The 13,350-nt window shown below is 32.3% G+C and carries 8 protein-coding genes; 4 read left to right on the top strand and 4 right to left on the bottom strand.

Going from position 1 to position 13,350, the window contains the following annotated elements; all coding sequences use genetic code 11:
• Positions 1-60: 60 nt before the first annotated feature.
• The 4 genes from JV528_RS07385 to glmS all read right to left on the bottom strand — a co-directional run bounded on the left by JV528_RS07385 (position 61) and on the right by glmS (position 7,200).
• Positions 61-843 carry an ABC transporter ATP-binding protein gene (locus tag JV528_RS07385; RefSeq protein ID WP_204254815.1) on the bottom strand — a complete coding sequence of 261 codons (783 nt, stop codon included), beginning with the start codon at positions 841-843 and terminating at the stop codon, positions 61-63.
• A 478-nt stretch (positions 844-1,321) separates the two neighbouring features.
• Positions 1,322-3,247, bottom strand: coding sequence for a UvrD-helicase domain-containing protein (locus JV528_RS07380; RefSeq protein WP_065315754.1), 1,926 nt, complete (start codon positions 3,245-3,247; stop codon positions 1,322-1,324).
• Positions 3,240-5,243 carry an ATP-dependent nuclease gene (locus JV528_RS07375; protein WP_000908616.1) on the bottom strand — a complete coding sequence of 668 codons (2,004 nt, stop codon included), beginning with the start codon at positions 5,241-5,243 and terminating at the stop codon, positions 3,240-3,242. The genes JV528_RS07380 and JV528_RS07375 overlap by 8 nt, the downstream gene beginning before the upstream one ends.
• A 151-nt stretch (positions 5,244-5,394) precedes the next feature.
• On the bottom strand, positions 5,395-7,200 hold the full coding sequence (gene glmS, locus JV528_RS07370) for a glutamine--fructose-6-phosphate transaminase (isomerizing) (RefSeq protein ID WP_000334465.1): 1,806 nt from the start codon (positions 7,198-7,200) through the stop codon (positions 5,395-5,397).
• A 680-nt stretch (positions 7,201-7,880) separates the two neighbouring features.
• On the opposite strand from glmS, the gene JV528_RS07365 reads away from it, so the two are divergent.
• The 4 genes from JV528_RS07365 to JV528_RS07350 are packed head-to-tail and all read left to right on the top strand — an operon-like array spanning position 7,881 to position 13,138.
• Positions 7,881-9,419, top strand: a complete 1,539-nt coding sequence (locus JV528_RS07365; RefSeq protein WP_000083810.1) for a PTS mannitol transporter subunit IIBC — start codon at positions 7,881-7,883, stop codon at positions 9,417-9,419.
• Positions 9,420-9,453: 34 nt separating this feature from the next.
• Positions 9,454-11,586: a BglG family transcription antiterminator gene (locus JV528_RS07360; protein WP_000927348.1), complete on the top strand. Its 2,133-nt coding sequence runs from the start codon at positions 9,454-9,456 to the stop codon at positions 11,584-11,586.
• Positions 11,587-11,597: 11 nt separating this feature from the next.
• Positions 11,598-12,032 carry a PTS mannitol transporter subunit IIA gene (locus JV528_RS07355; protein ID WP_001292149.1) on the top strand — a complete coding sequence of 145 codons (435 nt, stop codon included), beginning with the start codon at positions 11,598-11,600 and terminating at the stop codon, positions 12,030-12,032.
• Positions 12,032-13,138 carry a mannitol-1-phosphate 5-dehydrogenase gene (locus tag JV528_RS07350; RefSeq protein WP_000648722.1) on the top strand — a complete coding sequence of 369 codons (1,107 nt, stop codon included), beginning with the start codon at positions 12,032-12,034 and terminating at the stop codon, positions 13,136-13,138. Before JV528_RS07355 ends, JV528_RS07350 begins: the two co-directional genes overlap by 1 nt.
• Positions 13,139-13,350: the final 212 nt, after the last annotated feature.

The raw sequence follows: 13,350 nt of genomic DNA, 5'->3' as shown, positions 1-13,350 counted from the left end.
TCCACTGTCAATTTTAGCTTAATTAAATTTTGTCATTATTAGTTAGTATTTGCAAAATATTTACTCTAACATCGCCATAGAAAATCGATTATTCCATCTTTGAACTGCTACTTTTTTCCGGAAGAAATAAGACATGTTTTCAGAAGTTAATATGTCTTCTACAGCGCCTTGTTGAATACTTTGGCCATCTTTTAGCAGTAAAATTTTGGAAAAGTTAGCAGTTATTTCTTCAATAAAGTGCGTAACATAAATCATCGCAAGTGTTGGATACGTATCTGACAGGGAGTCTAATATATTCAATAGTGACTCACGAGCAATAAAATCTAATCCAGCTGTTGGTTCATCTAAAATTAAAATACGCGGTTGCCCCATCAATGCTCTAGCAATCATTACACGTTGTTTTTCACCTGTGGATAAATATCCTATAAATTGTTGAGCTTTATCAGACATTTCCACTAATTTTAATAATTGATGTGCTTCACTTATTATGTCATCATCTACATTTTTATATAGACCTATAGATTTAAAAGCACCACTCATTACAACATCTATTACCGTTTCACCCTCTTGAAATTTCTCCAATAAGCTATGTGATACAAATCCTATTTGTTGACGTACATTTTCTGCAGAATAACCTAATTTACCTGGCATTTTACCGAACAGATTAACAGTTCCAGATGTCGCAGGCTCATACGCATTTAAAATATTTAGAAGTGTTGTCTTCCCTGCTCCGTTCAAACCATATAATACCCACTTATCACCTTCATCAATTTGCCAAGAAACATCTTGTAATATAGGCTTACCTTGTTTAAGACGCCCAACATGATTCAATGTGATTAACATATGCACCCCTCCATTTTAATGTAATATTCGATACTTTAAAATTATCGTAGCATATTACAACTAATTGTCAGACTATTATAACAAATTAAAGTATGTAGCATATCCTTTTTGATATAAATCAAGATTACCATTTTAAGATTAAATAAAAACACCCCTTTAGACTTATCATTGTTGGTTTGAAATAAAGTTTGATCAAGAATATGCTACAAACGTTGATTTTATAATAGAAGAACCCCACGTATTTTGAACAAAGATTGATCAAAATACGTGGGGGTTCGTTTTGGTTTGGTGTGAAGTTTTATAAAAAAGATTGATTAAAACCTTTCGTAATCTCGTTTTCCAATATAAGGTATTAACTAGTTAGTCCACCATCTATATTTCGAAAAAGCTATCGACATCGCAATTTAAGTATTCAAAAGTCAATAGTTAAATGATACTTACTACTACATTTATCACTTAATAGCTCTTAAAAAGAGTACTATAATATATTATCCAAACCACTCTTTTCAATTAAAGGAACACCTGCATCCATTAATGTTTGTATCAGCTCAGAAATATTTTTAGTCTCTTGCAATATATTTTTCTCCTCACCAAACTTTAAAATGTTTCTTTTTTCACTTATAGTAAATATTATTTTTTGTTTCGCTCTAGATAACGCTACAAAAAATGCATTTTTATCTGCCTCTTTTTGAGTAGAAAAACTCCAAAACGCATCATCTTCAACTCCAATAAAAAACACAGTATGATATTCTAGTCCCTTGCTTTTATGAATTGTCATAATAGGTATACTATATTCTCCACAAAACTCTTGTACTAGCCCCCTCATTGAAATACAATTTTGATATTGTAGTTTATCTATCATTTTTTGCATTACTTCATTGAAATAATTAGCTTGGTTATATTTCGGATAAGTAGCTTTTATGATATCTTCTCCTAAAAAAACTACAATTTCTTGTAATATTTCTGCGAATTGTGTATTGAAGTTTGTATCATTAATATTTGAATAGAGTTTTCTAACCTCATCTAACATTTTTACCAATTCTTTTTCTATGATTAAATAGTTTATACTTTCAGAATCAGCATCACTGTACTTCATATCTATGATTTCATCAATGACATTTAGCCATAATTCAGGGGATTTTTCTTCATAACTTAATTTTAAAAACCTAATAATAAGCAAAACTAATTCCTCAGATAATAGGTCTTGATAATCTTTTTCTATTCTACTTTTTATATTAATTTTGGAAAGTTCCTTCATTATTTCAGCTGCATAGATATGTTCGTGTTGTTTAACGATGATACAAAAATCTCTAGGCTTTAGATTTTCTACTTTCATCCATTTACTTATATAAGACGCTAATAGGATTGCTTCGATATTATGATTTTTAAAATTCCATATTTCACAAACCCCTTCATTTTTGTTCCACTCTCCAGCTGGGAGAACTTCTATGGAGGCATCATTAAGAGTTTTAGAAAAGATATTTTGTATATAAACTAAATTAGGAGCAGATCTGAAATTATTCAAAAGTGTATACTGAGTTGCATTAAAATCAGTTTTAAATATTCCAAATGCATTCTGTAAAGCTCCAGCCCAGCCCATAATACGCTGTTTATTATCTCCAACAGCAGTAATAACAGTATTTGATTTCAAAAAAATTGTTTTCAGAAGGTTGTATTGAATGTGTGTTGTATCTTGAAATTCATCCAAAAAAACATGACTATATGTCGCTTGTAATGCCTTAACTAGTAATGGATTTTCTTTTAATAAATACTCAACTAAAATTGATATCATTGAAAAAGTTAGTGAACTTTTTAAATTTCCCTTACCATTCAATAAAGCCATCCACAGTCTTTCGTTTATCCAAGAGTATAAATCATCTTCAAAACTAACTATTGGTAACTTTGTTTCTTTCATGGTTCTCAACACACTATTAATATGATATTCATATTGCCAATTAGAATAATAAGAGTAAGGCTCTGTAATATAAGCATTTATAATATCGTTTAGTGATTTTTCGTTTAAAATAATCTCATAATTTTTTTGGGGCTGATACTCTTTAGGTAATGCGTGTATAAATTGATCCAATATTCCCTTAGCAAAGGCATCAAAGGTTTTCGATTCAAACCTTTTTTCTACACCTTTACCGTATCTCAATTCAACACGTTCTTGCAGATTTCTAGCAGCATCCGTTTTAAAGCTAATAGCTAATATTTTTTTGGGATATGGACACATTCCAGTTTCGATAAGGTATCCAGCTTTATGTGCTAACAATTCTGTTTTACCAGCACCTGGTCCAGCGGCAATCGCTACATGACTTGAAGCTCTTATAGCATGTAAGGCTGAATCTTCTAGTGTTACATCGTCTGAAGGCTTCCATTCATGCTCTAATATCCTATTATTCATCTATGTTACTTCCTCCTACTAACCCAACTTTTTCTTTTACACGTTGTATAAGTCGCAAGAGTTCTTTAGGAGCATTTTCTATTATTTCATTCTCATCAATATCTTTTAGAGCCGCTATATGCGTACTTGGTTTCCCTCTACCTAAAAATAAGGAGTTATACCAAATCATCAGCTTTTTTTCATCTTCCGAATATGTCTTTGCAATAGCTTTCTCATTTTTTAAAGTTGCTTGTATAGATTTTTTTAATTTTTCATCATATTCTGTCGAATTTGAATCTTTTGGAATTTGAGGCCCTCTTTCCATAGTGTTCTGATATTCTTCTTGAAAACTCATTAACATAGTGAAATCAAGATCGAGAGGATATGAAAAGAAAACATCTTCTTTTTCTAATTTTTCTATCCAAGTATTAAGTGAATTTAATCTATTACTTTTTCTATTATGAAAGTCTTCTATCTCTTCCATACTATAAGTATGATATGTGTTACTTGGAATTAATAGAACTGTACGAAGTTGTTCTGAACATCTATTATTCTCATCAAGTTGTTTTAACACATACTTAATTCTTCCCCAATCGCCTCCACCTCGTTCTCTATCTAAATCTAATAAAGTAACGTGTGGTATTGATAAATCATTTAAAAGCTTCCACATATGATTTACATATCTTCCTCCTAAAGGAACTACTGAAATATTGAAATCATCTAAATATATATTGTCTGCGCTCAGTAGTTTGGGTAATACTATTTCTTCACTATCTCCTTCACCTAAAATCACTAATTTCGAAAAATATAAATCTGGATATGCTTTTACAGCTTCTTTGATATAGGTATGAGCATCATCATTTTTTTCAGGGAGGGTAATATTATTTACAATTGATTCTGAGTTCTGTATTTGTAAATGTCTAATATACTCTGGATCTACTTTTCCAATTATAGATGAATTGTGTGATGATAAAATAACTTGAGCATTATCTTTCTTGGATATTTCTTTTAAGTTTCTAACTATTCTTCCTAACAAATGCTGTGAAATATGGTTTTCAGGTTCCTCAATAGCTAGGATGTTTAACAAAGGTTTATCATCTTTTTCTTGTTTATTTTCTATTTCAAGTAGAGTTGATACTAAAGTTATATAAAATAAAGATTTTAAACCATCACCTAAACTATCCACTTTTACGGAATTTCCATCAATAGTAGGATTAAATAAAATTTCCGCATTTTTCAAAAATTCCTGCAAACTATTACCATTAAATTTAAATTGACTATTAGAATATCTTTTATCTTTATGATATTTATTCCATTGATTATTTAAAATTCCCTGAATATCTTTTATGCTAGGAATCTCTTTAAATAACGTTTCAATAGGAGACGTTAAAGATTTTATATAGTCATTTAAATTTTCTGGCCAGTCAATACCATCAAATATACGCCATAATAAAGTACCAGAAGCATTTTTTAATTGCTTTGCTGGATCTCTCATTGCAGGTATATACATCATTTGAATTAATTTTTGATGATGAATTGGTACTCTAGTTAAATCTTCTTCTTTTTCTTCACGACCATAGGGAATTTTTACATAAACTAATTCTTGTTCTATATTACCTTCAGGAGTTGAACCTTGTATCCACTTCCCCTTTAATCTAATTCGTAAATAAGGATCAGCATCTGTTTCTTCAATAATTAAATGTTTAATGAATTCTGGAACAGTTTTTATATTAGCAGGTGACTCTAATTTTAATTCTGGAAATATTACCTTCGCTTCTATCATAAGATCTATTTCATTAATTTTAGATATATCAGCGCTCTCTGGAATATGAAAGTCTGTTTTTATTAAAGTTCTATCTGTATTTTTTTGTCCAAACAATCTTAATAAAGCCATGATTAAACTTGTTTTACCAGAACTATTAGCACCAATGAGCGCTGTTAAATCTGCAATTTCGATCATTTGTGACTCATTTCCAAACGATCTAAAATTACTTATATGAAGTTCAGAAATTAACATAAAAACACCCCTTTAGATTACTATAATCTAAAGGGGTAAAACGGTGCAACTTTTTATAAACGGTATAACTTTATTTAAAACGGTACATCTTTTTTATCAACGGTACGACTTTATTTCAAACCTACAACATGCACTGATAAAATATGCGTAATTATTCCACAGTAACTGATTTAGCTAGGTTACGTGGTTTATCCACATCTAAATCTCTGTGTAATGCTGCATAGTATGAAATTAATTGTAATGCAACAACTGATACTAATGGCGTTAACAATTCATGTACATGAGGAATGACATAAGTGTCGCCTTCTTTTTCAAGACCCTCCATAGAAATAATACATGGGTGTGCTCCACGTGCTACTACCTCTTTAACATTACCACGAATTGATAAATTAACTTTCTCTTGTGTTGCTAAACCTACAACTGGTGTACCTTCTTCGATTAAGGCAATTGTACCGTGTTTAAGTTCGCCACCTGCAAAACCTTCAGCTTGAATGTAAGAGATTTCTTTAAGTTTTAACGCACCTTCTAAACTTACGTTATAGTCAATAGTACGTCCGATAAAGAATGCATTGCGTGTTGTTTCTAAGAAATCTGTAGCAATTTGTTCCATGATTGGTGCATCGTCAACAATCGCTTCAATTGCTGTTGTTACTTTTGCTAATTCTCTCAATAAATCAATATCTGCTTCACGACCGTGCTCTTTTGCAACGATTTGAGACAAGATTGATAAAACTGCAATTTGTGCAGTATATGCTTTTGTAGATGCAACTGCGATTTCAGGACCCGCGTGTAATAACAATGTGTGGTCTGCTTCACGTGATAAAGTTGAACCTGCAACATTAGTGATTGTTAATGATTTATGACCTAATTTATTAGTTTCAACTAATACGGCGCGGCTATCTGCAGTTTCACCTGATTGAGAAATATAAACGAACAATGGTTTTTCAGATAATAATGGCATGTTGTAGACAAACTCTGATGCAACGTGTACTTCAGTTGGTACGCCAGCCCATTTTTCTAAAAATTCTTTACCTACTAAACCTGCATGGTAGCTTGTACCTGCTGCAATAACGTAAATGCGGTCTGCTTCTTTAACATCATTGATGATGTCTTGATCAATTTTCAAGTTACCTTCTGCATCTTGATATTCTTGAATAATACGACGCATAACTGCTGGTTGTTCATGAATTTCTTTTAACATGTAGTGTGCATAAACACCTTTTTCAGCATCTGATGCATCAATTTCAGCAATATATGAATCACGTTCTACAACGTTTCCATCTGCATCTTTAATAATAACTTCATCTTTTTTAACAATAACGATTTCATGGTCATGGATTTCTTTATATTCGCTTGTCACTTGTAACATTGCAAGTGCGTCTGATGCGATAACATTGAACCCTTCACCAACACCTAATAATAATGGTGATTTATTTTTAGCAACATAGATTGTGTCTTTGTCTTCAGCATCTAATAAACCTAATGCATATGAACCATGTAATAATGACACAACTTTTGTAAATGCTTCTTCAGTTGAAAGTCCTTGATTTGAAAAGTATTCAACTAATTGAACGATAACTTCTGTATCTGTTTCTGAAATGAATGATACACCTTGTAAGTATTCACCTTTTAACTCTTCATAGTTTTCAATAACACCGTTATGAACTAGAGTAAAACGGCCATTTGATGATTGATGTGGATGAGAGTTTTCATGATTCGGTACACCGTGTGTTGCCCAACGTGTGTGACCGATTCCAACAGGTCCATCAAAATCGCTACTATCAGCAACTTTACGTAATTCTGCAATACGACCTTTTTCTTTAAATACAGTTGTATTATCATCATTTACTACTGCGATACCTGCAGAGTCATAACCTCTGTATTCTAATTTTTCTAAACCTTTTAATAATAATTCTTTGGCATTATCATAGCCAATATAACCAACAATTCCACACATAACGACATTTTCCTCCATATTGGAATAGTACGCGTAAATTATGATTTATTGCCGATAATTTAGATTGACAATCTGCTTTCATAATATAAATAGGAACATGCTATCATCGCATTCATCCATAACAAATTAAGCATAGTTATTTTTACAACTATACAAATTGCTCACACTGTACTTTCCATATTAATATTTTTTATATTCAATTTCTGGCGATCTTATTAACTTTGTCCATTAAGTCACCCTAATGTTTTACTTAATAAGCTAACGAATGAGCCACATCCGGGATAGCATCCGCCGATCTATTCGATCACTATCCTCCTCGTCTACAAATACATATATTGCACTCTATAAAGGCCACTCATATATTAACCTTTAATCTTCAAATACAAATATTTATTTGCACAGGCGCTTTAACTGTACTGCCGAACTTTCCCCCTTTCCATTAATCATTATTGTACAACGGTGTTGTTTTGTTTTGCAAATATTTTCACAATAAAATTTTAAAAATCCTAAAACAATTTTTTTGTTTTACTTTTTCAAAATATCTATACCGTCACATTTATGACACTTTATTTAATTTTGTCACATTTATTTTGACAAAGTTGATTTTTGTTTATATTGAGTAACAAGTAACGTCTCTATACACTATATATAGTCACATATATTAAAAAAGAGGTGTAAATATGTCACAAACTGAAGAGAAAAAAGGAATTGGTCGTCGTGTTCAAGCATTTGGATCATTCTTAAGTAGTATGATTATGCCAAACATTGGCGCTTTCATCGCTTGGGGTTTTATCGCGGCCATTTTTATAGATAATGGATGGTTACCTAACAAAGATTTAGCTACTTTAGCAGGACCAATGATTACTTATTTAATCCCATTATTGATTGCATTTAGTGGTGGTCGTTTAATTTATGATTTACGTGGTGGTATCATCGCAGCAACAGCAACTATGGGGGTCATCGTTGCATTACCTGATACACCAATGTTACTTGGTGCAATGATTATGGGTCCACTTGTTGGTTGGTTAATGAAGAAGACCGACCAATTGATTCAACCTAGAACGCCGCAAGGTTTTGAAATGTTATTTAATAACTTTTCTGCTGGTATTTTAGGATTTATCATGACGATTGTTGGCTTTAAAGTGTTAGCTCCAATCATGAAATTCATCATGTACATTTTATCTGTAGCAGTTGAAAGTTTAGTACATGCGCATTTACTTCCAGTCGTAAGTATTTTAGTAGAACCTGCTAAAATTTTATTCTTAAATAACGCAATCAACCATGGTGTATTTACACCACTAGGTACAGATCAAGCAGCTAAAGTAGGACAATCAATTTTATACACAATTGAATCTAACCCTGGACCAGGTTTAGGTATCTTACTTGCTTATATGATTTTTGGAAAAGGCACTGCAAAAGCGACGTCATATGGTGCTGGGATTATCCACTTCTTCGGTGGTATCCATGAAATTTATTTCCCATATGTATTAATGCGTCCATTACTATTTATCGCTGTTATTTTAGGTGGTATGACTGGCGTTGCAACTTATCAAGCTACTGGATTTGGTTTTAAAACACCTGCTTCACCTGGTTCATTTATCGTTTATTGTTTAAATGCACCAAGAGGCGAATTCTTGCACATGTTGCTCGGTGTGTTCCTTGCTGCACTTGTATCATTCGTTGTAGCTGCTTTAATTATGAAGTTCACTAGAGAACCAAAGCAGGATTTAGAAGCTGCGACAGCTCAAATGGAAAATACTAAAGGGAAAAAATCAAGCGTTGCTTCTAAGTTAGTATCTTCTGATAAAAATGTTAATACAGAAGAAAATGCTAGTGGTAATGTTAGTGAAACATCTTCATTAGATGATGATCCTGAAGCGCTATTGGATAATTACAATACTGAAGATGTTGATGCACACAATTACAATAATATAAATCATGTTATTTTTGCCTGCGATGCGGGTATGGGTTCTAGTGCAATGGGTGCAAGCATGTTACGTAATAAATTTAAAAAAGCGGGCATTAATGATATTACAGTTACAAATACTGCGATTAATCAATTGCCAAAAGATGCTCAATTAGTTATCACTCAGAAAAAACTAACTGATCGTGCTATTAAACAAACACCAAATGCCATCCATATTTCAGTGGATAATTTCCTTAATTCACCAAGATATGAAGAACTTTTAAATAATTTAAAAAAAGATGATCAAGCATAATAATTAAATAAATTAAAAAATGGAGGATACCGCCATGTTATTGAGTACACGTGAAAAAGAAATGATAGCCCTATTGATTAAGTACCACGGTCAATATATCACTATACACGACATTGCTCAGCAACTTGCGGTGTCCTCTCGTACTATTCACCGTGAATTAAAAGGTGTTGAAGCATATTTAACTTCATTTTCATTAACTTTAGAACGCGCAAACAAAAAAGGGCTACGTATTGCTGGCGAAGATTCTGATTTAAACGATTTGAAGCAATCGATCGCACAACATCAAACCATTGACTTATCTGTTGAAGAGCAGAAAGTAATTATTATATACGCTTTGATACAAGCCAAGGAGCCAGTTAAACAATATAGTTTAGCGCAAGAAATTGGCGTTTCTGTCCAGACTTTAGCAAAGATGTTAGATGATTTAGAGCTCGATTTAAATAAGTACCAACTATCTTTATCTCGAAAGCGTGGCGAAGGTATTTACTTGGTAGGTACCGAATCGAAGAAACGTGAATTTTTAAGTCAATTAATGGTGAATAACTTAAATAGTACTAGCGTTTATTCAGTAATTGAAAATCATTTTGTCTTTCATTCATTAAATCAAATCCACAAAGACTTTGTTGACTTAGAGCGTATTTTTAATGTTGAAAGACTATTAATGGACTACCTAAGTGCCTTACCCTACCAACTTACCGAATCAAGTTATTTAACTTTAACTGTCCATATCGTGCTATCAATTTCACGTATAAAAAATGGAGAGTATGTCGCATTAAACGATGATATTTATGATTCTGTACAAAACACATTTGAACACAAAGTAGCGAGCGAACTTGCTGATAAACTTGGTCAAATATATGACGTCACGTTTAATCAGGCAGAAATTGCTTTCATTACTATCCATTTACGTGGTGCTAAACGAAAAAATCTTAATGATACATCATTAAATAATCGTTGTGAAGAAAACAAAATTAAAGCGTTTGTTAAAAAAGTAGAAATGATTTCAGGTATGACATTTGCAGATTTGGATACTTTAGTAGATGGACTGACGCTACACCTTAATCCTGCAATCAATCGTTTGCAAGCTAATATCGAGACCTATAATCCGTTAACAGACATGATTAAGTTCAAATATCCAAGACTATTTGAAAATGTAAGATTAGCTTTAAATGATTGTTGGCCTGATTTGATTTTTCCAGAGAGTGAAATTGCTTTTATAGTTTTACACTTTGGTGGCTCGATTAAAAACCAAGGTAATCGATTTTTAAACATATTAGTCGTTTGCAGCAGTGGTATGGGAACTAGCCGTCTATTATCAACTCGTCTAGAGCAAGTTTTTAGTGAGATTGAGCGTATTACACAAGCATCAGTCAGCGATTTGAAGTCACTAGATTTAAGTCAATATGATGGCATTATTTCTACTGTGAATTTAGACATCGCCTCCCCCTATTTAACGGTAAACCCATTATTACCAGATAGTGATATCAGTTATGTCGCACAGTTTTTAAATACAAAATCTACGTTCTCAGAGACGCATGATAAATCATCAAACATGATTGATAAGGATGATGTTCATGTTGAAACGAAAGATATTCATGGCAACACATCTTTTGAAAATGAACAAACTTCATACTTAACTTCAGTTTTAGAAAAACATTTAAGTGACGAAAAATCAGAACAATTAATGCATCATATGCGTTCGGGTTTAACTTTGCTTGATTCAGTGAAAATAGTTAGTACCGAAGTTAAACAGTGGCAAACATATATCGCAGATTATCTATATCAATGCGATGTAATAAACGATCCAACGTCATTCGCTGAACTACTAGAGCAACGATTGATTGACAATCCAGGATGGATATTAAGTCCATATCCTGTTGCAATACCACACCTAAGAGACAATATGATTAAACACCCTATGATTCTAATTACAGTTTTAGAAGAACCGTTAACATTGCCTAGTATTCAAAATGACAATCAAACAATTAAATATATGATTTCCATGTTTATTCCTGACAATGATTTTATGGCATCACTGGTAAGTGACTTGTCCGAATTTTTAAGTTTGAAATTAGAATCTATTGATACTTTTATGGAAAATCCACAGGAACTTGAAACATTATTAAGAAACAAATTTTTAGAACGAATTAAAAAACAATTTATTTAGGAGTGTACAAAATGAGCGAATTATTTAGTAATGACAATATCTTTTTAAATGTAAATGTTAACAGCCAAAATGAAGCAATTGAAAAAGCAGGTAAAGCCTTAGTTGATAGTGGTGCTGTAACAGATGCTTATATTCAAGCAATGAAAGATCGTGAGCAAGTCGTATCAACATTTATGGGAAATGGCTTAGCAATTCCTCATGGCACAGATGAAGCTAAAACAAATGTGATTCACTCAGGTTTAACATTATTACAAATCCCTGAAGGCGTTGACTGGGATGGCGAAGTAGTTAAAGTTGTCGTGGGAATCGCTGGTAAAGATGGGGAACATTTAGACTTGTTATCTAAAATTGCAATTACATTTAGCGAAGAAGAAAATGTGGATCGTATCGTTCAAGCAAAATCTGCAGAAGAAATTAAACAAGTATTCGAGGAGGCAGATGCATAATGAAAGCAGTTCACTTTGGTGCTGGTAACATAGGTCGTGGTTTCATTGGTTATATTCTTGCAGACAACAATGTTAAAGTAACATTTGCAGATGTAAATGAAGAAATCATTAATGCTTTAGCTCATGATCATCAATACGATGTTATTTTAGCTGATGAGTCTAAAACAACGACGCGCGTGAATAATGTTGATGCAATTAATTCAATGCAACCTTCTGAAGCGTTGAAACAAGCAATTCTAGAAGCTGATATTATTACAACAGCTGTTGGTGTTAATATACTACCTATTATTGCTAAATCTTTTGCGCCTTTCTTAAAAGAAAAAACAAACCATGTTAATATTGTTGCTTGTGAGAATGCTATTATGGCAACTGATACATTGAAAAAAGCGGTACTTGATATTACTGGCCCTCTTGGTAACAATATTCATTTTGCTAACTCAGCAGTTGATAGAATTGTACCATTACAAAAGAATGAAAATATATTAGACGTTATGGTTGAGCCATTTTACGAATGGGTTGTTGAAAAAGATGCATGGTATGGTCCAGAACTAAATCATATTAAATATGTTGATGATTTAACACCATATATTGAGCGTAAATTATTAACTGTGAATACAGGACATGCATATTTAGCGTATGCTGGTAAATTTGCAGGTAAAGCTACCGTATTAGACGCTGTAAAAGATAGTTCAATTGAAGCTGGCTTACGCCGTGTTTTAGCTGAAACAAGTCAATATATTACTAATGAATTTGATTTTACTGAAGCGGAACAAGCTGGTTATGTTGAAAAAATAATAGACCGTTTCAACAATTCTTATTTATCTGATGAAGTAACACGTGTCGGACGAGGTACGTTACGTAAAATTGGCCCTAAAGATAGAATTATAAAACCATTAACATATCTTTATAATAAAGATTTAGAACGCACTGGTTTATTAAATACAGCTGCATTGTTATTGAAGTATGATGATACAGCAGACCAAGAAACTGTTGAGAAAAATAATTACATTAAAGAACACGGTTTAAAAGCGTTCTTATGCGAATATGCTAAAGTTGACGATGGCTTAGCCGATGAAATAATTGAAGCTTACAATTCACTTTCATAATTTATTGAGCTTTGTTTGAAACTATAATTTTCCAACGTTATTCGTTAAAAATCAGTAATAATGTAGTAGTTCCGTTGAATTAACAATATTAAATTTCTGAACATAAAAATACTCCCTTCAACATAGACACTTAACTTGTGTTATGTATGAAAGGAGTATTTTTGCGTTAATAATTTGTTTTATTTTCGAGCCACAGCCACCTATTCAATGGC

The sequence above is a fragment of the Staphylococcus sp. GDB20D11A genome (genome assembly GCF_016893255.1).
GTDB lineage: Bacteria > Bacillota > Bacilli > Staphylococcales > Staphylococcaceae > Staphylococcus > Staphylococcus aureus.
The sequence above is the reverse complement of the archived record's forward strand: the minus strand, read 5'-3'. Positions and strand labels throughout refer to the sequence as shown.

Excerpts from the sequence above, each read along its gene's own strand:
- JV528_RS07360 (WP_000927348.1), top strand. The coding sequence starts at position 9,454 with ATGTTATTGAGTACACGTGAAAAAGAAATGATAGCCCTATTGATTAAG.
- JV528_RS07380 (WP_065315754.1), bottom strand. The coding sequence starts at position 3,247 with ATGAATAATAGGATATTAGAGCATGAATGGAAGCCTTCAGACGATGTA.
- JV528_RS07365 (WP_000083810.1), top strand. The coding sequence starts at position 7,881 with ATGTCACAAACTGAAGAGAAAAAAGGAATTGGTCGTCGTGTTCAAGCA.
- glmS (WP_000334465.1), bottom strand. The coding sequence starts at position 7,200 with ATGTGTGGAATTGTTGGTTATATTGGCTATGATAATGCCAAAGAATTA.
- JV528_RS07375 (WP_000908616.1), bottom strand. The coding sequence starts at position 5,243 with ATGTTAATTTCTGAACTTCATATAAGTAATTTTAGATCGTTTGGAAAT.
- JV528_RS07350 (WP_000648722.1), top strand. The coding sequence starts at position 12,032 with ATGAAAGCAGTTCACTTTGGTGCTGGTAACATAGGTCGTGGTTTCATT.
- JV528_RS07355 (WP_001292149.1), top strand. The coding sequence starts at position 11,598 with ATGAGCGAATTATTTAGTAATGACAATATCTTTTTAAATGTAAATGTT.
- JV528_RS07385 (WP_204254815.1), bottom strand. The coding sequence starts at position 843 with ATGTTAATCACATTGAATCATGTTGGGCGTCTTAAACAAGGTAAGCCT.